The sequence below is a fragment of the Maridesulfovibrio sp. FT414 genome (assembly GCF_050916235.1).
Taxonomy (GTDB): domain Bacteria; phylum Desulfobacterota; class Desulfovibrionia; order Desulfovibrionales; family Desulfovibrionaceae; genus Maridesulfovibrio.
Map to the genome: position 1 here is coordinate 135,938 of NZ_CP104854.1, position 20,007 is coordinate 155,944.

The following is a 20,007-nucleotide window of genomic DNA, read 5'->3' on the forward strand; positions in this document are numbered from 1 at the left end:
CATGAAAGAAGCAATAAAAATGATCGCGGTTCTGACCCTTTTCTGCGGACTGTCCAGCGTAACCCTAGCCAGCCTCAAGGACGCAACAGGCAACCGCATTGAAGAACAGGTGCTGACCTATGTTCAAGGCCCGGCAATAGAACAGGTTCTGAAAGGATACGAGAACTCCCCGGTAAAGGACCGCAGGAAGTTTTCCATTCCCGGAACAGAAGAGCAGGTCACGGTATTTCCGGCCATAAAGGGCGGCAAGCTCTTCGGCGTGGCCTTTGAAACTTCATCCAAAGGCTACGGAGGCGATGTCGGGGTCATGGTTGGTTTCGACATCAACAAGAGCCATCTTTCAGGCATCGGAATAACCACCATGAAAGAAACCCCCGGAGTAGGTTCACGCGTAGCCAAGCACGGCTTCACGAACCAGTTCCGCAACCATCCATACAGTGTGGGGCTGGCATCCAAGGGCGGAACAATTGACGGAATTGCAGGAGCCACAATTTCCTCAACAGCTTCAGTGGAAGCAGTAAAAAAAGCCGTTGAAATATTTTCCAGAATAAGACCGCAACTTGAAACAGCATGGAAACAGGGGTCATAACATGAGCAGATTGTGGAAGGAATTTTCAAAAGGATTATGGAATAAGCTACCGCCATTCAAGGTTGTGCTGGGGCTGTGCCCGACACTTGCAGTAACCAAGACCGCCGACAACGGTTTCGGCATGGGACTGGCAGTTATCTTCGTACTGACTCTTTCCAACATGCTTGTCTCGATTTTCCGCAACGTTATCCCTGCCAAGGTGCGTATAGCCTGTTTCATCGTCATTGCAGCATCGCTCGTAGTTGCGGTTGAACTGCTCATGCAGGCCTATGCCTACCCTCTTTACCAGCAGCTCGGAATCTTCGTACCCCTCATCGTTGTAAACTGCATTATTCTGGGACGTGCGGAAGCGTTTGCGTCCAAAAACGGGATACTGCTGTCCGCTGCAGACGGGCTCGGTATGGGAATCGGTTTCACGATTTCACTGACACTGCTCGGAAGCATCCGCGAACTCTTCGGGTATGGCACTGTCTTCGGCAGCCAGGTGATGCCGCGTTCATACGAACCGTTCTCCTTCATGGTTGAAGCACCGGGAGCCTTTGTATGTTTAGGCATCCTGCTTTCAGGCATGAATGCCTACACGAGCTGGAACCGCAAGCGCAAGGGACTCAAAGTCCTCGATAACCCTTCTCATGAATGCCGTACCTGCGGTATGTGCGGGAGGTAATCCAATATGAAAGAATATTTCCTGCTTTTCATATCAGCCATATTCGTAAACAACATTGTACTGGCCCAGTATCTGGGAAACTGCCCGTTTATCGGTACTTCCAAAAAAACTTCCGTAGCCGTAGGCATGGGCGGGGCGGTGGTCTTCGTAGCCACCATGGCCGCATCAATCACCTGGGCAGTACAGAAATTACTGCTGGACCCCATGGGCCTTGGCTACCTTCAGACCTTGACCTTCATTCTGGTCATCGCAGCACTGGTACAATTCGTGGAAATGTTCCTCAAAAAGGCCGTACCGCCGCTCTACAAGGCTCTGGGAATCTTCCTTCCGCTTATTACAACCAACTGCGCGGTCATGGGTATTGCCATCATCTGCCAGCGTGAGGAGTTCACTTTTGTCAAGACCGTGGCCTTTTCATTCGCTTCCGGTCTGGGCTTCATGCTTGCGCTGGTGGTTCTGTCAGCCATACGGGAACGCATTGAAGTCTCCAGAGTTCCCAATGCAATGAAAGGCACACCCATCGCGCTGGTCATGGCCGGACTTATGTCGCTGGCCTTTTTCGCTTTCAAGGGCATGATCTCTTAAAACGGCTGGAATTTTATTATGATACTTTCATCTCTGCTCGTTCTCATGGGACTGGGGTTTACCGCCGCAACAATTCTAGCGGTGGCATCCAAGATGCTGCACGTAAAGGAAGATCCGCGCATGGCACTGGTTGAAAATGCCCTGCCCGGAGTAAACTGCGGCGGGTGCGGATATGCCGGATGTGCCGGGGCTGCCAACGCTGTTGTTGAAGGCAAATCGGGAGCCAACGTCTGCGTCATCGGCGGGATAGATACGGCAAAAGCGGTCGGCGCGGTCATGGGGCTGGAAGTCCTCGATATGGAACCGGAGATGGCCTTTCGCGACTGCACAGGAGGAGAACGGGCCGAGGAACTCTACAATTACGAGGGAGCCGGAGACTGCCGCGCACAAGCCCTTCTCTACGAAGGAAGCAAAACCTGCCCCGAAGGATGTCTTGGACTCGGCACCTGTGTTTCGGTCTGCCCGTTCGATGCAATCGACATGGGTCCGGAAGGACTACCCATTGTGGACCCGCTGGCCTGCCGCGCCTGTCGCAAGTGCGTGGATGCCTGCCCGCGCGATGTCCTTTCCATCGTATCCATGACATCAAGACTGATCCATCAGGAAGAGGTAAACGACTGCCTTGCTCCCTGCCAGCAGAGATGTCCGGGACAGATCAACATCCCCCGATACATTGAAGCGGCAGACAAGGGTGATTACGCAGCAGCAGTGACCATTATACGCGAACGCAACCCTCTTCTGCTGGTGTGCGGACGGGTCTGTCCGCGTCCCTGCGAAGAAGTCTGCCGCCGTACACATGTGGACAAGCCTGTGGGCATAAACATGATCAAACGCTTTGTGGCCGACTGGGAAATGAAGAACAACCTGCGGCTCAAGATACCCTGCGCCAAGGACACGGGCAGGAAAGTAGCTATAATTGGAGGAGGTCCTGCGGGACTCTCGTGCGCCAACTTCCTGCGCCGTCTTGGGCACAGCCCGACAATATTTGAGGCCATGCCTGAGCTCGGCGGCCAACTGCGTTACGGCATCCCTGAGTACAGATTACCCAAGAAGGATCTGGACTGGGAAATCCAAGGGATACTTGACCTTGGAATTGAATCCCGCCACGGGCTTAAATTCGGTGTGGACATCACAATCGAAACTCTCGAAAAGGAAGGCTTTGAAGCTTATTTCCTCGGTATCGGGGCATGGGCCAGCGGTTCACTGCGTATTGACGGGGAGACGGCTCAGGGAGTCATCCCCGGAACGGAATTCCTTACTGCTGTAGGGCTTGGCCAGACTCCCAACGTCGGCCCGAAAGTTATTGTTGTTGGTGGCGGCAACACGGCCATTGACGCGGCACGCACAAGCATACGCCTTGGCTGTGACGTTACCATGCTCTATCGTCGCACCAGAAACGAAATGCCGGCCAACACGGAAGAGATCGACGCTGCTGCCGATGAAGGCGTAAAATTCGTATTTCTGTCCGCCCCCACCAAGGTCATTATGGACAATTACGGAAAAGCCACGCACCTTGAATGCGTAAAGATGGAACTTGGTGAGCCTGACGAGTCGGGACGCCGCCGTCCGGTACCGGTAAAAGGCTCCGAAACGCGCTACCCGGTGGATTCCATCATTTCAGCCATCGGCCAGAAACCAGAACTTACCTGTTTTTACACCGAAGGCGAGGAGCAGTGTCAGATTGATTTCACCCGCTGGCGCACGATCAATGCCGACCCTGACACCCTGCAGACATCAATACCTTACGTGTTCGCCGGAGGGGATGCCTTTTCCGGACCGGACCTTGTAATTTCAGCTGTTGGAGCCGGTCGCCGTGCGGCCCGATCCATCCACCATCTGCTCACAACCGGAACAATCCCGGTAGCAGACAACATCATGCGTGAACTGATTCCCTACACCCTGTTCAAGGACGTGGACGGATGCAAGGAGAAAGAGCGATCTGCAATGCCCCACCTCTGTGAAGGCGAAGAGCGTCTCACCACCTTCAATGAAGTGGAAGGCTCGCTCTGCGAAGAAGATCTGCGTTATGAAACTTCGCGCTGCCTGCGCTGCGGACTGATCTGCTATGACCGTGATGTTCCGCTGGAAGACGTAATTACTGCCCGTGTCGGAGAGAAGGTAGAATAACTTTGTTAAGAAACAGCTAAACCAAAGAGTCTGCTGCCAGCCGCGAGATGAGAACAGGCTTAATTGACTGCAAATTTTAATGCTGCAATATCAAATGATGTTGCAGCATTTTTTTGTACTCATTAAGGGTAGGAACAACACCCTACCAGCATAAACGCCTCATACCAGAAAGAATGTGATCTTTTAGAATCTGTTTCCATTTCCGCTCTCAATATGCACTAGACCGCAAAAAGATCCCATCTCACACCCGTAACTACGCTAAAATAGATTTGTTCTGGAGATTACCCATAAAATAGTCGCTAGAAATACGCGCAGACGGAGCGAGAGCAAGGCGCAATAAATGAACTGCATAAAAAAAGGCGCAACGGTAAACCGCTGCGCCTCGAACTTTGATCGCTCAAAGTTATTATTTCTGGAGGCCGGACTGTACGTCCTTGAGGAGCTCCTGAACCTTTGCAAGTTTGGCCTGCTCTTCTTCGCTGAGCTGTGCGCCAACATATGCTGCTTTCTGGTTCATTTCTTCGAGAATGCCGTCCATGATGATATGTCTGGTCTTGGTGGGGAGCTTTTCAAGTTCCACCAGTCTGCCGTCAACAACAGCCATCTGAGAGTTCAGGTCGGCGACTTCGCCGCGAACAGACTGAAGATCTTTCACTTCAGCGGTAAGGCTGCTGAGATTCTGGTTCAGGCCGTAGAAAAATACTACGAGAAGTACGGTTGCCATGAAGGATACGATGATGGCTACTTTGCCCATGTCCCTCTGTGCGTTGTCGCCAACATTGGCTGCGATCTTATCACCCATTGCTTCAACGTCAGACTTCTGCTGATAGTCTTCAATCTGATGCACTTTTTCAGTTGCTGCGCTCATTTAAAACCTCCTAAATGATCGTGTTAAAAACGGAAATCAATATACGTCAAGGACCATTTCAAATCAAGGGAATAAACCTGTCTTAAAAATTGAGTCCTTCACCCAGAATTTATCCGTGCATCTCATAAAACCCCGAATTCTGCAACCAAATGAGGCCTAAATTCGCATTTAAAATCAATGGCCAAGAATCATAACGTCGGGATGTTCCCGCCATTCCTAGGTCATTCCGGGTACGGACTTTTTGAAAAGTTTTATAACACTTTCACGGCATACATCCTGCATAGAATGTAAAGAAAAATTAAAAACGGAAAAGATTTCTTAGCAGCATTCAATAGAAATCAGGAGCAATCATGTATACCAGTTCAATTCTCAGCAACTCAAACACGGCAGGAAGTTATTTCAGCACTATTTCTGAAAGCTCAACCGCTTCCAAAAAACCGAATATTACTGCTGACATGTCCGCGTCACAGATCCGTCGCCAATTGCAGATGCAGTTCGCATCCATGAGCTTCGGCCTTACTTCTGATGAGCAGCAGCAGGTGAATTCGTATTACTCGCAGTTGAACGGAATTTATGGTGTCAACGATACGTCCATCCGCGAGGAACAGGAAAAGCGTTTCACAGAACTGAAGAAAGAACTGGATGAACTTTACGGTGTAAGCGGCGAAGAAAAAAAACTGACCAAGGAAGAGCAGGCCAAGGTTGATAAAATTCAGAAGGAACTGGACGAACTCTACAATATCCTTCCCACAAAAGAGCCTCAGGGAGCAGAGCTGAGGCGCGCCGAGAGTCTTAAATGGGAACTGAAAAAGCTCTATTACCCTGATGGCAAAATTTTGACGGCTGCAGAAAAGAAGAAAGAGGCTTCAATTCAAAGTGAACTCAAGGAGCTTTTCGGCATTGAGGGACCAAAAGTCCTCAGCAAGGAAGAGCAGACCAAAGCCGATGAACTGAACAAACAAATTGCAGAAATCACCGGCACGGCAAAGAAGGAACTGACTCCGGATGAGGAGAAAAAAGCAGATACCATCATCAAGGAGATGGAGCAGATAGTCGGCAGTCTGGTAACACACGGCCTCAGTAATGCGGAAAAAAATATTTTCCATAAATTGGACGAGGAAGCCGAGGTTCTGAAAAAGGCCGCCAGCGAAAGGACTCTGACCGATGCTGAGCAGGACCGTCTTGCTGAACTTAACAAGCACATCAATACCCTGATCGACAAAGCTGCAAAGATTCAGGAGCAGCAGGACCTTCAGGCCAAACAGGTGCATAATCAGGTGAACGGTTTCTTCTCCCAGCTCGGAATGCTGGGCGGCGGAACACTGCTCTCGCGCACGATTTAAATACAGGTCATTTTTCCTTGATAAGAACGCCTTTTTTTCTTACCCCTAGGCATTGAAAGAAAGGAGCTCGGCTCCATTGAATATGAATCAAGTCTGAAGAGGAGTGAGAGATGCCTATTTACGAATTCAAATGTTCCAAGTGCGGCAAGGAATTTGACGAACTGGTAATGCCCGGCAAGGAAGCCAAGGCTGATTGCCCGGAATGTGGACAGAAAGACTGCGAAAAACTTCTTTCCATGGGAAATGTCCGTCCCAACGGAATTCCCAAGGGAATGGGCGGATACGCCATGCCCCCCTGCCAGGGTGGATGCGGCGGCCACAAATAAAATTTTACCGGGAGGAAGATGAAAGTCTTCCTCTTTTTTTATACGGACCTGCGGGTGATCTTTTTAAACTCCCTCTCGACCATTTTTCTAAAATCTCTGCCAGATTCAAAGCCTTTCAGGGATTCTATCAGCACCTGTTGCACCCGGTCGTACTTCTGCCGAGCAGAATTAAACTTTCCTAAAACATAAGAACTTACTGCTATACAGTCTATCTGGCCAACTTTTCTTCCCACGGCAACAGCGGTTCTGTAAAATGTTTCCGCTTCAAATGTCCTACCCTGCACCTGCCGCAGATGACCAAGTCGGATAAAATTAAGCACAAGCCCTCTCAAAGACTGCCGCTCCCAGCTTATTCTTGCGGACTTCAGAAAACAGGTCTCAGCCTCTTCCCCTTTTCCTTTAAGCGCCGGTGCACTATGACAGTCTTGTACTGTATTCAGCAACACTGACTTCGTCCACGTAATCTCACGCAACTGCAAGTCAAAGCCACTGCACATCCTTTCCCGGTATACTTTACATCAGAAAACACAAGCACAGACCAGAGCCTATTTAAAATACTATAAAACGACATGACGGAGTCAGAGCTGCTACTTCATTAATTCCAAATAAAAAAAGCCTGTTTTCAGCAACAGTTGGAACTGCAGAAAACAGGCTAGTATCATTTTAATGATAATTCCGAAGAGTGTTTATCTATTCCTCTTCAGAATCATTTTCCCTTGCCCGCTCCATATCCTCTTCAAAAGAGGCTATCTTCCATGGAAATGATTTCCGGGCGGTCATTACTGCGAAATTTTCAACTTCCTGAACCCACTGACGATAATCTTCAAGGATCCTTTCACCAAGGGGAGTCAGGCTGCATCCTTTTCTGCCGCGAATCTTAAGCACCAGTGCTTCTCCAAGAACATCCTCGGTATTCTTGAGCCTACCCCATGCAGCGCGATAAGACATGCCGAGTACTTTTGCAGCCTGATTAAGAGAGCCCTGCTTCTCAATCTGCTCCAACAACTGCGCCCTTCCCAGACCGAACAGCATACCTTCTTCCGTTTCAAGCCAAAGGTTCAGCCTCACACGGGGGCAGAATTCATCATCACTCGACATCTCATTCCTCCTGATACATTCTATCATGCATTGTTTGTATGCTTTACGTAACATAAATTATCCGGACTGAAAACAACTCTTGCATTTATTAAAACTGTAATTACCTTAAACCCCCTGCCGGAAATCAGACTTTATTCCGATTTCAGCCAAGCTTTTTTTAAGTACATAAAACACAGTTCGACATAAATCCGGAGCATTGATACCTTATGAGCCTGTCCACAGACGCCATGACAAATTCCCCATACAGAACAATATGGAATCTGTCATGGCCCCAGATCCTGATGATGATCTTCCACCTTATGATCGGCCTGGTGGATGTATGGGTGGCATCCAAACTGGGACGCGAGATTCAGGCTTCCATGGGGATGATCAGCCAGTCACTGTTTTTCTTTCTGGTCATAGCCGTAGCCACCGCCAACGGCTCTGTTGCGGCTATAAGCCAGTCAATAGGGGCTGGTCTGATTCTAAGAGCCAAACGCTATGTAGGTCTGTGCTGCATTATCGGTGCAGTTCTCGGCATGGTTATTTTCACATTAGGATTCCCGTACCGTAACGGAATCCTGACTGTGTTAAGAGTTCCGGGGGAAATGCGTCCTGTGATGGAATACTTCATTGAAGTCTTCCTCTACCTTGTGCCCATTTATTACATGCTCATCATCACCAATGCCGTTTTCAGGGCTCAGAAAAAAGTCATGCTGCCCCTGTACAGCATGATTATCGTAACCACCCTGAACACCATCGGAGACCTCGGACTCGGACTTGGGATGTGGGGGTTACCGGATATGGGCTACAAAGGACTGGCCTGGGCAACATTTGGCTCAATCACCGCCGGAGCCATATTCAACCTGATAATTTTATACAAATCAGGTTACCTTCGCCGCAGAAGCCTTGCCCCGTTGAAATGGATGAAAAAGGCTTTTCCGTATCTTTTCAAGGTGGCATGGCCCAGCGGACTGATGCAGCTGGTCTGGCACTCAGGCTACATGGTTCTTTACTCCATCACCGCCAGTCTGCCGGATAACAATGTTATAGCTCTTGCCGGGATGACTGCCGGCATACGTATTGAATCGATCCTGTTTCTGCCGGCCTTCGCCTTCAACATGACCGCCTCCATCATCATTGGCCACTACCTTGGGGACGGAAAACCTGACGAAGCTAAAAAATTCGGGTATAGAATACTCTTTCTGGCCATCGGCTTCCTGAGCATTACCGCTCTGGGATTATGGCAGGTAATCTATCCGGTAACCGCAATTATTGCCCCGGAACAGGTGGTTCTGGATGAAGCGGTTAATTACCTGTACTACAACATGCTTGCCATTCCGTTCACCCTTACGTCCATGATCATGGCAGGGGCGCTCAACGGGGCAGGAGCCACGATTTACAACCTGTTCATCTTCGCCATAACCGTATGGGGATGCAGGCTGCCGCTGGCCTACCTGCTGGGCCATCAGGTCATGCATTCGGCCACAGGAATATGGATGGCCATGCTTATTTCACAGGGACTACAGGCAAGCATCATTTTTTACACCTTCTCATGCCGCAATTGGCAGAAATTCAGCATGATCAAAAAAAGGAATAATCAAAGGACTGCAAATGCATAATGAATTCAAGCCAATAACACTTGGATGTCAAGAGAGATTCGAACAGGCCCTTGCTGCCTGTCCCCAGCATACTTCCGACTACACCTTTGCCAACATCTGGGGTTGGACCGACCACTACGGTCTGGAAATCCGTTGCAGTGAGTCCGGACTTATCCATGTACGCCAGACCAAGCCTCAGGTCATCAACTGGGCTCCTATCGGGGACTGGTTCAGTGCGGACTGGTCCAAATGCAGCCTGATGAACACTCCCGGCACACGACTGACCCGTATACCCGAAAAACTGGCCCTGCATCTCAAAGACATCTTCGGTGACAGACTCAAGATCGAGGAAAACCGCGACCATTTCGACTACGTGTATTCCGTTGAGGAACTCATCGAGCTGCGCGGAAACAGATTTCACAAGAAAAAGAACCTCTACCGTCAATTCATGAAAAATTATGATTACGAGTACCGCGTAATAACGCCAGATTGCGTGGAAGAAGTCCTTGAAATGCAGCTGGAGTGGTACCGCTGGCAAGAGGAAAACAACAATTCCGAGGCTCTCGTCGCCGAGAATGATGCCATTGCAAAAGTTCTAAAGGAGATGGACACAATCAAGCACCTTACCGGCGGAACCCTGCGCATCGGCAACCGCATTATCGCCTATACCATCGCCGAACCGCTGGGTGATGACTCCATTGTGATTCATTTCGAAAAAGGTAATACCTACTTCAAGGGCGTGTATCAGGCCATCAACCAGATGTTCCTTGAAAACAACGCCAGCGACAAAAAATTCGTCAACCGCGAACAGGATCTTGGAGAACCGGGCCTAAGGAAGGCAAAACTTTCATACAACCCGGTTAAGTTCATGAAAAAATTCGAGATCACCGTACTATAAAAAGTCCAGCCATGGCCGGCTCAACCGAGGCCATGCGAATTGATTTCATCAGGACCGACGAAGTAAAATTATGACTTCCTGCGGGTAGATAAATGCTTTTTTCATCAAATGAACGGCAGCGTTTTGTCGTGCTTGGCCTTGACGGCCTTCCGGACTCACTTGCATCCAAGTGGGCCGAAAGGCTTCCAAACCTCGGAAGAATTGCCGGCAGATGCAATCCTGTCACAGCGGAAATACCGGAACTTTCACCGGTAAACTGGACATCCTTCTTCACCGCCACAAAACCGGAAAAGCACGGTATCTACGGGTTCACTTCCATTGATCCCTGCAATTACACCTTATCAATCAACAATTTCGAGCAGGTACTCTGCCCCACTATTTTTGATTATCTGGGTGAAAAAGGGATGGTCAGCAAAGTTGTGAACCTCCCCAATACCTATCCGGCAAAACCGTTGAGGGGGATGCTCATTTCAGGATTTGTGGCTGATTCACTGGAGAAAGCTGTCTATCCGCCCTTTCTGGCCGGACCGCTGAGTAATTGCGGATACCGGCTTGAAGCAGATACATCCCGCGGTATAATGGCCCCTGAGTACCTGTTTGATCAGGTCGCATCGACCCTTGAGGGCAGGCTGAGGGCTCTGGACCTGCTTTGGAATGATCTGGCCTGGGACCTCTTCACAATTGTCTTCACCGAGACGGATCGCCTGTTCCATTTTTTCTATCCTGCATTTGAAGATGAAAAGCATCCGCTGCATGACAGGGCTTTTGAATTCATGTTCAAGTGGGACAGGGCAATCGGTGTTGTTCTGGATAAATTCGAAGCTCTTCCGGGTAAAAAGAAGCTGATTGCCTTTGCAGACCATGGGTTCACATCGCTCGAAACCGAAGTGGACCTTAACTCTTTTCTAGTCCAAAACGGCTACCTTGAATATGCCCGCCCTGCCGCCGACCAGTGGGATTCCTCGATCATATCCGCATCCAGCAAAGCATTTGCCCTCGACCCCGGAAGAATATATATCCATACCCCTGACCGCTTTGGACGGGGCCAGATTGCGCAGGAACGTACAGCCGAATTGACCTCCGAAATTGCCGAAAAGCTGCTTGCACTTGAGTTCAACGGCAGGAAAGTTATGGAAGAGGTTCTCACGGCAGAACAGGCTTACGGGACTGTCACCGTTGGCAGCCCGCCGGACCTTATCTGTGTTGCCCGGCCCGGATTCGATCTTAAGGCAAAATTTGACCGTAAGGAAATTTTCGGTTTTCACGGGCGGACCGGAACACATACCCGCGGCAATGCTTTTTACTACAGCTCGGACGGACAGCAGATAGAGTTCATGCACCAGACCGGGCAGATGATTCTTGACTGGTTCAATATAGCTTTGCCAGAGTAGGTGCGCGCAACAGGCATGTTTTTTTTAGCCTCCGGCGGCATCTCTGCTCTCAACAGACCGCTAAACTCGAAGACTCGTTAAGCGGCTGTAAGACCTCCGGGGACAAAAGAAACTTTTTGAAAAAGTTTCTCTGGACTCTTCAAAAACTTTTAACAGGGCTTCGCCACAAGTGTTAAAGATTCTTCTTTGAAAAGCACCCAGGGCAATACTTTGCAGATTGTTTTGGCAGAGCAATCAATTAAAACTGCACTGTTCTGTTGTGCCACTGAAGATGTGAAGGCTTTACATCTTATAGAATTAAGCCGCGCGCTGTATACAAAAAGACCAAGCAAAAATTTTCTTGAATAAATCGAATACATAACAGGTGTTATAATTATTTTTTTATCAATGACAGTTTGTCGTGCGCCGAGACGAAGCCTTAATAGAAGGTTTTGGTATTCTTAAACCCTTTTGCAAAAGGGTTTAAGCCGCCGGAGGCATCCCTTTTGAAATATCCTAGTTTAACGTTTTTTCTTTGGCCCCGGAGGGCCGCCGAGGCTTTTTAGATGATAGATTTCGAAAAAGAACTTAATCCCGCGCAATATGAGGCTGCAACTCACCCTCAGGGCCCTGTGCTGGTTATTGCCGGTGCCGGCAGCGGCAAAACCCGCACGATTGTATACCGTCTGGCATGGCTGGTTGAACAGGGTATCCCGCCAGAATCAATTCTGCTGATGACCTTCACCCGCAAGGCAGCTCAGGAAATGCTTACAAGAACGGAACATATTCTGGGCAGACCGCTGCAAGGAACTCAGGGCGGCACATTTCACGCCTTTGCATTTTCCGTATTGCGCCAGAATGCCGCTGAAATCGGGTTTCCCAACGGCTTCAGTCTTATGGACCGCAGTGACTCTGAAAGCGCTGTAAAGGAAGTAAAGGACGGTCTTGGAATCGGGAAGGGAGAAAAATCATTCCCCAAGAAGTCTACACTGTTGGATATGATCAGCAAGTCGCGCAACAAGGAAGTCTCCATTGACACGCTGGTTAATTCTGAGGCGTTCCACCTTGCGACTTACGCACAGGAAATGGAGGAAATCTCCAAGGCCTACGCAGTGTACAAGAAACAGCACGGATTGATGGATTACGACGACCTGCTCTTCTACCTTGAGGAACTGCTAGAGAAGGACAAGTTTCTGCGCAACTCGCTTCGCAGCCGTTATCAGTATCTCATGGTGGACGAATATCAGGACACAAACCTTGTTCAGGCCCGCATAGTGAAACTTCTTGCCGGGGAAAAAGGAAATGTCATGGCTGTCGGCGACGATGCCCAGTCAATCTACTCCTTTCGCGGTGCAGACGTTACCAACATCCTTAAATTCCCCGAGATATTTGAAGATGTAAAAATAGTACGTCTTGAGCAGAACTATCGCTCCACCCAGCCTATCCTTGACCTGACCAACGCCATTCTTGACGGGGCCGAGACCAAATTCGACAAAAAGCTGTTTACTGACCGAACCTGGGGAAACAAACCGCAGTTGATGGTTCCGCTCAGCGATTTCAGCCAGTCTACCAGAGTGCTGGACAAGATTATAGAGCTGCAGAAAAAGTTCGGACCGGATGAAGTTGCAGTACTTTTCAGGGCCGGATACCAGAGCTACGGACTTGAAGTAGCACTCAAACGGCTCGGAGTTGATTTCAAGAAGTACGGCGGGCTCAAATTCAACGAGGCTTCGCACATAAAGGACGTGCTGGCCTTCATACGCCTTGTAAGCAACCCTGCCGACATTATCGCCTGGCAGCGCACCCTTGGTCACATCAAGGGAGTCGGCCCTAAGACCGCCACTAAAATCGCAGGAGCGGTCATTTCTGCTGACGCCAAGGCCATGGCAAAGTTTACAAAGAAGTACCCCTTGCTCGGAGAAATCCTTGCGGACCTTGACGGTCTGCGCAAGAAGAACTCGACTCCGGCAACATGTCTGGAAGTCATCATTCCGCTCTACAAGCCGATTCTTGTGGCCGAATACCCGGATGACTACCCTCGGCGTGAAGCGGGTATAGAACAGCTCAGCCAGATTGCTTCCAATTACGACAGCGTGGACACCTTCCTTGCGGATCTCTGCCTTGATCCAGATCAGCACAGCGAAGAGGAACGAAAGGACAATGTGGTGACTCTTTCCACCATCCATTCCGCCAAGGGACTGGAATGGAAAGCTGTCATAATCCTTGATCTGGTGGAGGATCGCTTCCCGTCCCGTAAATCCATGCAGAAACCGCTGGAATACGAAGAAGAACGCCGCCTTTTGTACGTAGCGTGCACGCGTGCAAAAGAGGAGCTGGTGATGTCCGCTCCGGCTTCAATCAACCGCAAGAATACTGATTTTTCTGAACCGGCAGTTCCGAGCCCGTTTGTCCGGGAGCTGGACACAGCTCTTTTTGACGAATTTCAGGAATCATATTCCGGCGGCATGGCAATGAAAAAGAACACACCAATAGTTCCGCCGGTTTACACATCCACGGCCACGGACTTTCCTGAATCAAAAACAAAACCGGCCATGAAGCTCGGCCACTGCAAGCATAAAATATTCGGACGCGGAAAAATAATCGAACGCATCGAGCCCAACAAGCTGCGTATAAATTTTCCCGGCTTCGGGCCGAAAGTCATTGTCGAGGATTTTGTTGAACTGCTGTAGATGTGGAACAACTACCGTTTAGAGATACAGAATATGCGACTCAGCAGAGTCACTCCCCGATGCGGGCCGAACAAACACTTAATCAGTGCATACTATGACCAGACTTTCATCTGAACAGGACTTTCTGACCCTCATCGACAGATATTTTCCGTCTTCAAACGGCCATGTAACCCTTGGACGCGGAGATGACTGCTCGATACTGCACGCCCGTAAAGATCTTTGCATCAGCAAGGACCTTTTTCTGGAAGATGTACATTTCCGGCGCTCATACTTTTCTCCGGGCGACATCGGCTACAAGTCCCTTGCGGTCAACATCAGCGACATAGCCGCAATGGGCGGGCAGCCCAAAGGCTTTGCACTGGGGTTGATTATACCGGTCGGTCTTGATGCCGGATTCTGGGACTCCTTTTTTAAGGCGATGTCCGATCTGGCAATACAGAACGATATGATCCTGGCAGGAGGCGACCTGTCGAGAGGGCAGTATCTCGGCATTTCTGTCACTGTATGGGGTGAACCAGCAGATGGGGGTAGATTCCTGTCTCGTGGCAACGCGCAGCCGGGTGACCTTCTGTTTCTGCACGGAACAGCAGGGATGGCGAGAACCGGGCTGCTTGCTCTTGAAGAAATGGGGACACAGGCGGCAGAAATTTATCCTGAATGTGTCAAGGCGCATCTACGCCCCGCCATGCGCGTTAGGGCAGGATTACAGCTTGGCCGCTCACAACAGGTACGCGGGCTTATGGACCTGTCAGACGGCCTTGCCAGAGACCTGCCCAGATTCCTTGGCTGCTGCACCGGAAGTGTGGGAGCAGGAATCACATTAAGCGATGATTTGCTGCACCCCGAAATAATTACTTACGCCGAATCGAACTCTTTTTCCCCTGCCGAACATGCTTTTCAGGGGGGGGAGGATTATGCTCTTTTCGGTGCATGTACCCCGGATAGCTTTGAAGAACTTAGTCGTATGATTCCCGGACTTATTAAAATTGGAAGCATCACCGGCCAAAGCAGGATTTTGCTTAACGGTGAAGAATATACAGCCAAAGGATTTGACCATTTTTCATAGGAGGTAGCATGGATACTGAGCTGAAAATTATCGGTTATGCCCGGTCCGATTTCAAAAACAGGTCGGAGACACCCAAGCAGGGATGCGAAGGCGGCATAGAGGCTGTTCTGGAAATTGATGAAGCATATCTTGAAGCAATGGATGGACTGAAAGAGGGATCTGAGATTATTCTTTTGACATGGATGCATGCCGCTGACCGCAGTTACCTCAAAGTACATCCACGGGGAGATGAAACCCGCCCGAAACGCGGAGTGTTTTCGACCCGTTCTCCTGACAGGCCTAATCCGGTCGGTCTTCATCCGGTAACCATCACAGGTATTGACGGCAATAAGATAAGGGTACATCCGCTGGAGGCCATAGACGGCACTCCCCTGATTGACATCAAAAACGCCTACAGTCCCAAAGCATAATAGCTGGATTTTCTATTAAACCGGAGAATAAGTCCATGAAAAAGAATACCACCCTCCCACGGGGCCGGTATAAACGCACCGACCCCGCATGGGGTATCCATGGAGTGGAATATCTTGAAAACCGCCGGCAACTACTACCGGGGACGGTAGGTGATTCTGCCACGGGTAAGGTCATAGGGTGAGAGCTCAACAGTTACTTTGTCTCCGGGCATGACCCTGATGCGGAATTTACGCATCTTGCCGGAGATATGGGCCAGAACCTCATGACCATTTTCAAGCTCAACGCGGAACATCGCGTTGGGAAGAGCCTCTTCCACGGTACCATTTACTGCAATGCCTTCTTCTTTAGCCAAAACTATTCCTCTTAATTATTAAGAAAATGTAAAAAGCCCGCTTACGCATCAGCGACAGCGGGCTTACTTTCGATCTTTCCCGAAATTCGGAAAATACCAAGACTGTCTTTAGGTACAAGATGGCTCAGTGAGAACCCTTCGTTCTCACCAGCCCCAGAGGGGCTTATACCAAATCGTTACAAATTACCAGCGTCTGGGACGTGGTTCACGGGGACGGGCTTCGTTGACTTTAAGATTACGGCCGCCGAAAACGCTGCCATCGAGATTCTCGATAGCCTGCATTGCGCCAGCATCTTCCATTTCAACAAATCCGAATCCGCGAGGGCGGCCTGTTTCGCGATCATTGACGAGTTTCACAGATACAACTTCACCAAATTCTTCAAAAGCAGCCCTTACATCTTCCTCGGAAGCACTCCAGGGAAGGTTGCCCACGTAAATGTTCTTAGACATCCAAAAAACTCCATAAAACGTTAATGCTTAAAACAACCCAGACAGCCGGTCCGAACTTGTAATTCGTCACCACACTTTGACCTAGACAAAGTATAACAACCCCGTACCTAAGGCCATTCAACAAAATACCTATAAAGACAATCTATGATATTCGGCTGAAATCCGGTTTCCTAACTAGGCCCTTACTCCATTACAGAAAAAAGGGCAATAGGTCCACGAAAAAAAGATTATTAAAAAATTAATCTATCCTGACGTGGACCTATCAAATATCATAAAATTACTGACTATTTTTTGAGCCAGCTCATCATCTTACGGAGTTCGCCACCGACCTGCTCAATCTGGTGCTCAGCGTTGATACGACGCAGTGCACTGAAGTGAGCTTTACCGGACATGTTTTCAACGATGAATTCTTTTGCGAACTCACCCTGCTGGATTTCTTTGAGGATCTTTTTCATTTCCTTGCGACTTTCTTCGTTGATGACGCGAGGACCACGGGTAAGATCGCCGTACTCAGCAGTATCGGAGATGGAGTGACGCATTTTGGCCAGTCCGCCTTCGTAGATGAGGTCGATGATCAGCTTGATTTCGTGCAGACACTCGAAGTATGCGATTTCAGGTCTGTAACCTGCTTCCACCAAGGTTTCAAAACCGGCTTTGATCAGTTCGGAAAGACCGCCGCAGAGAACTGCCTGCTCACCGAAGAGGTCGGTTTCGGTTTCTTCACGGAAAGTGGTTTCCAGAACGCCGGAGCGGGTTGCGCCGATACCTTTTGCGTAAGCAAGTGCGATATCGAAAGCTTTGCCGGATGCATTCTGATGAACAGCGATGATTGCGGGAACTGCGCCACCTTCGGTGTAGGTACGACGAACGAGGTGACCGGGACCTTTAGGAGCAGCCATGATTACGTCAACATCAGGGGTGGGAACAATCTGTTCGAAGTGGATGTTGAAGCCGTGTCCGAAAGCAAGGATTTTTCCAGGCTTAAGATTGGGGGCGATGTCGTTCTTGTAGACTTCAGCCTGAACCTGATCGGGAAGAAGAATCATGATCAGATCTGCCTGAGCGGCGGCTTCTGCAGCACTCACGGGTTCAAAACCGTGTTCTTTGGCCAGTTCGTAGTTGGCACCGCCGGGACGCTGACCGACTACAACCTTGATACCGGAATCACGGAGGTTCTGTGCATGGGCATGGCCCTGGCTGCCGTAACCGATGATCGCTACAGTCTTGTCTTTGAGCAGACTCAAATCAGCGTCATTTTCATAATAAACTTTCATTGCTTTCTCCTGATTTTCTCTTTGATTCGGACACGAAACATAAGTGCAGTAACCGAATGGTCCCTACTCGGAAAGGGCCATCCAGTTATAAATGCTGTGCCGATTTTTGTTTGAAATTCAACTAGCCCTGCAGGGCACGCTTCATGGCAACAGTGCCGGTCCGGTGGATTTCCTTGATTCCGAACCGCACCAGCAGGTTGATGAGAGCCTCGATCTTGCCGTAATCGCCGGTGACTTCAATGGAGAGTTCGTCTCCGCTCACATCGATAACCTTGCAGCGGAAAATATCCACAATACGTAGTATTTCAGCACGCTTGGCATCTTCGGCATTTACTTTGATCAGGGCCATCTCCCTTTCCACGGCCTTGTGTTCGATTAGGTCGACCACCTTGATGACAGTGACCAGTTTGCGGAGCTGTTTTACGATCTGCTCCACGATCTGTTCATCGCCAACGGTAGTGATAGTCATGTGGGACACGCCCTCCTCAAGGGTAGGAGCAACGTTCAGGGATTCAATGTTGAATCCACGCCCGCTGAACAGTCCTGCGACTCTGGAAAGAACCCCGGGCTCGTTTTCCACTGTAACGGATAATGTATGTCTCATTACATCCTCCTAAACGAGCAGCATTTCGGTTAACGAAGCACCGGCAGGAACCATGGGGTACACGTTCTCTTCCGGATCTACACGGACATCGACAATTACCGGCTTCTTGTTGGCAAATGCCTCTCTGAGCACCGGTTCGAGATCCTTTTCCTCGGTAATCCTGTAGCCAGCGGCTCCGTAAGCTTCAGCAAGCTTTACAAAATCCGGCTGTGCATCCATGCAGGTTTCGCAGTAGTTCCTGTTGTAGAAAAGCTCCTGCCACTGGCGGACCATTCCCAGATATCCGTTGTTGAGGATGACTATTTTAACGGGAAGGTTGTTACAGACGGCGGTCATCATTTCCTGAATATTCATCTGAATGGAGCCGTCGCCGGCAATGTTCACAACGAGTTTGTCAGGGAAGGCCATCTGTGCGCCGATGGCGGCCGGGAATCCGTAACCCATGGTTCCGAGTCCGCCTGATGAAAGGAAGCTTTTGGGGCGTTTAAACTTGTAAAACTGGGCAGTCCACATCTGGTTCTGTCCGACCTCGGTGGCGACAATGGCATCCCCGTTGCTGATTTCATAGACTTTCTCTACAACAGCCTGGGGTTTGATATACTTATTCTCGCCTTTCTTGTAGCGGAGAGGATGGGTTTCAGACCATTCCTGGACCTGACGGACCCATACGGCATGAGCGACTTCCCAGTCGACCGCGTCTAGATTGGGCTCCATTTCACTCTTGAGAGCCGACAGTGCGCTTTTGCAGTCTGCAACTAACGGAACATGTACGGCTACGTTCTTTTGAATTGAGGTGGGGTCAATATCGATGTGAACAAGAGTGGCTTTAGGGGCAAACGTGCTGACTTTACCAGTCACACGGTCATCGAACCTCGCCCCGACAGCCAGGACGAGGTCCGCATTGTTTATGGCCATGTTTGCGGCGTAGGTGCCATGCATCCCGAGCATGCCCAACCAGAGCGGGTCAGTACCGGGAAAAGCGCCAAGCCCCATCAGAGTAGCGGTCACCGGAATGTTCAGGCTCCTGGCAAGCCAGGTCAATTCATCCTCGGCTCCTGAGCTGATAACCCCTCCGCCTGCATAAATCAAGGGTCTTTCCGCCCCTTCGATCAATTTAGCAACTTTTTTAATCTGCAGGACATGCGGCTTGAGGTTCGGGTTATAGCTCCTGAGCGTCACATCCTCAGGCCAGACGAACTCGTATTTCGCCTGCATAATATCCTTGGGCAGGTCTACGAGAACCGGGCCGGGTCTGCCGGAACGGGCCAGGTAAAAGGCCTGCCGGACAGTATAGGCCAGATCTTTGATGTCCTTGACCAGATAGTTATGCTTCGTACAGGGTCTGGTGATTCCGACTATATCCACTTCCTGAAAAGCATCGTTTCCTATCAGCGGAGTAGGAACCTGACCGGTGAATATAACCACCGGTATTGAATCCATGTATGCTGTTGCTATGCCTGTTACAGTGTTGGTCGCTCCGGGACCGGAAGTCACGAGGCAGACCCCTACATCGCCTGTGGCGCGAGCATAGCCGTCAGCGGCATGGATAGCACCCTGTTCGTGCCTTACAAGTATGTGTTTGAGCGGATAATTGGGCAGTTCATCGTATATATCAATTACGGCTCCTCCGGGGAAACCGAATACGACGTCCACACCCTCCCTTTTCAGACATTCAAGAAATATCTGAGCTCCGGTGAGCTCCATGGCTA

Annotated in this window: 20 protein-coding genes; 12 read left to right on the forward strand and 8 right to left on the reverse strand. The window is 49.8% G+C overall.

What is annotated here, in order from left to right; all coding sequences use genetic code 11:
• Nucleotide 1 precedes the first annotated feature (1 nt).
• From rnfG to N7E73_RS00620, 4 genes are read left to right on the forward strand one after another with little or no spacing between them, the layout of a single operon-like run.
• Nucleotides 2-589: an RnfABCDGE type electron transport complex subunit G gene (gene rnfG, locus N7E73_RS00605; protein WP_432736751.1), complete on the forward strand. Its 588-nt coding sequence runs from the start codon at nt 2-4 to the stop codon at nt 587-589.
• A 1-nt stretch (nt 590) separates the two neighbouring features.
• On the forward strand, nt 591-1,256 hold the full coding sequence (rsxE, locus tag N7E73_RS00610; RefSeq protein WP_432736753.1) for an electron transport complex subunit RsxE: 666 nt from the start codon (nt 591-593) through the stop codon (nt 1,254-1,256).
• A gap of 6 nt (nt 1,257-1,262) precedes the next feature.
• Entirely contained in the window at nt 1,263-1,841 is a 579-nt protein-coding gene (locus N7E73_RS00615; RefSeq protein ID WP_432736754.1) for an electron transport complex protein RnfA, read from the forward strand.
• 18 nt (nt 1,842-1,859) lie between these two features.
• Complete coding sequence (locus tag N7E73_RS00620; protein WP_432736755.1) at nt 1,860-3,968, forward strand: FAD-dependent oxidoreductase; 2,109 nt, start codon at nt 1,860-1,862, stop codon at nt 3,966-3,968.
• A 406-nt stretch (nt 3,969-4,374) separates the two neighbouring features.
• Here N7E73_RS00620 and N7E73_RS00625 read toward each other — a convergent pair whose 3' ends face one another.
• Nucleotides 4,375-4,836 (reverse strand): hypothetical protein, encoded by a 462-nt coding sequence (locus tag N7E73_RS00625; RefSeq protein ID WP_432736756.1) that lies wholly within the window; start codon nt 4,834-4,836, stop codon nt 4,375-4,377.
• Between the two features lie 350 nt (nt 4,837-5,186).
• On the opposite strand from N7E73_RS00625, the gene N7E73_RS00630 reads away from it, so the two are divergent.
• Together N7E73_RS00630 and N7E73_RS00635 are read left to right on the forward strand one after the other, a co-directional pair.
• Nucleotides 5,187-6,179 carry a hypothetical protein gene (locus tag N7E73_RS00630; RefSeq protein ID WP_432736758.1) on the forward strand — a complete coding sequence of 331 codons (993 nt, stop codon included), beginning with the start codon at nt 5,187-5,189 and terminating at the stop codon, nt 6,177-6,179.
• A gap of 110 nt (nt 6,180-6,289) precedes the next feature.
• The gene (locus tag N7E73_RS00635) at nt 6,290-6,505 is read left to right on the forward strand and encodes an FmdB family zinc ribbon protein (protein WP_432736759.1); all 216 of its coding nucleotides are present in this window, start codon (nt 6,290-6,292) and stop codon (nt 6,503-6,505) included.
• Nucleotides 6,506-6,543: 38 nt separating this feature from the next.
• On the opposite strand, the gene N7E73_RS00640 is transcribed toward N7E73_RS00635, so the two are convergent.
• Together N7E73_RS00640 and N7E73_RS00645 are read right to left on the reverse strand one after the other, a co-directional pair.
• Nucleotides 6,544-6,948 (reverse strand): hypothetical protein, encoded by a 405-nt coding sequence (locus N7E73_RS00640; protein ID WP_432736761.1) that lies wholly within the window; start codon nt 6,946-6,948, stop codon nt 6,544-6,546.
• A gap of 247 nt (nt 6,949-7,195) precedes the next feature.
• Nucleotides 7,196-7,603 carry a winged helix-turn-helix domain-containing protein gene (locus N7E73_RS00645; RefSeq protein ID WP_432736762.1) on the reverse strand — a complete coding sequence of 136 codons (408 nt, stop codon included), beginning with the start codon at nt 7,601-7,603 and terminating at the stop codon, nt 7,196-7,198.
• A 206-nt stretch (nt 7,604-7,809) separates the two neighbouring features.
• Here N7E73_RS00645 and N7E73_RS00650 point away from each other — a divergent pair, with 206 nt between their 5' ends.
• From N7E73_RS00650 to tsaA, 6 genes are all read left to right on the forward strand, one after another.
• Nucleotides 7,810-9,204, forward strand: coding sequence for an MATE family efflux transporter (locus tag N7E73_RS00650; protein ID WP_432736764.1), 1,395 nt, complete (start codon nt 7,810-7,812; stop codon nt 9,202-9,204).
• Nucleotides 9,197-10,081: a DUF2156 domain-containing protein gene (locus N7E73_RS00655; protein WP_432736766.1), complete on the forward strand. Its 885-nt coding sequence runs from the start codon at nt 9,197-9,199 to the stop codon at nt 10,079-10,081. The genes N7E73_RS00650 and N7E73_RS00655 overlap by 8 nt, the downstream gene beginning before the upstream one ends.
• Before the next feature lie 92 nt (nt 10,082-10,173).
• Nucleotides 10,174-11,472, forward strand: a complete 1,299-nt coding sequence (locus tag N7E73_RS00660; protein ID WP_432736767.1) for an alkaline phosphatase family protein — start codon at nt 10,174-10,176, stop codon at nt 11,470-11,472.
• Between the two features lie 545 nt (nt 11,473-12,017).
• The gene (locus N7E73_RS00665) at nt 12,018-14,141 is read left to right on the forward strand and encodes an ATP-dependent helicase (protein ID WP_432736769.1); all 2,124 of its coding nucleotides are present in this window, start codon (nt 12,018-12,020) and stop codon (nt 14,139-14,141) included.
• 94 nt (nt 14,142-14,235) lie between these two features.
• Nucleotides 14,236-15,207, forward strand: a complete 972-nt coding sequence (gene thiL, locus N7E73_RS00670; protein WP_432736770.1) for a thiamine-phosphate kinase — start codon at nt 14,236-14,238, stop codon at nt 15,205-15,207.
• 8 nt (nt 15,208-15,215) lie between these two features.
• A complete protein-coding gene (tsaA, locus tag N7E73_RS00675; protein ID WP_432736772.1) occupies nt 15,216-15,617 on the forward strand; it encodes a tRNA (N6-threonylcarbamoyladenosine(37)-N6)-methyltransferase TrmO in 402 nt (133 codons plus the stop codon).
• A 134-nt stretch (nt 15,618-15,751) separates the two neighbouring features.
• Here tsaA and infA read toward each other — a convergent pair whose 3' ends face one another.
• From infA to ilvB, 5 genes are all read right to left on the reverse strand, one after another.
• Complete coding sequence (gene infA, locus N7E73_RS00680) at nt 15,752-15,970, reverse strand: translation initiation factor IF-1 (RefSeq protein WP_027722537.1); 219 nt, start codon at nt 15,968-15,970, stop codon at nt 15,752-15,754.
• Nucleotides 15,971-16,153: 183 nt separating this feature from the next.
• Nucleotides 16,154-16,420: an RNA recognition motif domain-containing protein gene (locus N7E73_RS00685; RefSeq protein WP_432736774.1), complete on the reverse strand. Its 267-nt coding sequence runs from the start codon at nt 16,418-16,420 to the stop codon at nt 16,154-16,156.
• A 284-nt stretch (nt 16,421-16,704) separates the two neighbouring features.
• A complete protein-coding gene (gene ilvC, locus N7E73_RS00690) occupies nt 16,705-17,694 on the reverse strand; it encodes a ketol-acid reductoisomerase (protein ID WP_432736776.1) in 990 nt (329 codons plus the stop codon).
• 121 nt (nt 17,695-17,815) lie between these two features.
• A complete protein-coding gene (gene ilvN, locus N7E73_RS00695) occupies nt 17,816-18,298 on the reverse strand; it encodes an acetolactate synthase small subunit (RefSeq protein WP_432736777.1) in 483 nt (160 codons plus the stop codon).
• A 9-nt stretch (nt 18,299-18,307) separates the two neighbouring features.
• Nucleotides 18,308-20,002: a biosynthetic-type acetolactate synthase large subunit gene (gene ilvB / locus N7E73_RS00700; protein WP_432736780.1), complete on the reverse strand. Its 1,695-nt coding sequence runs from the start codon at nt 20,000-20,002 to the stop codon at nt 18,308-18,310.
• Nucleotides 20,003-20,007 lie beyond the last annotated feature (5 nt).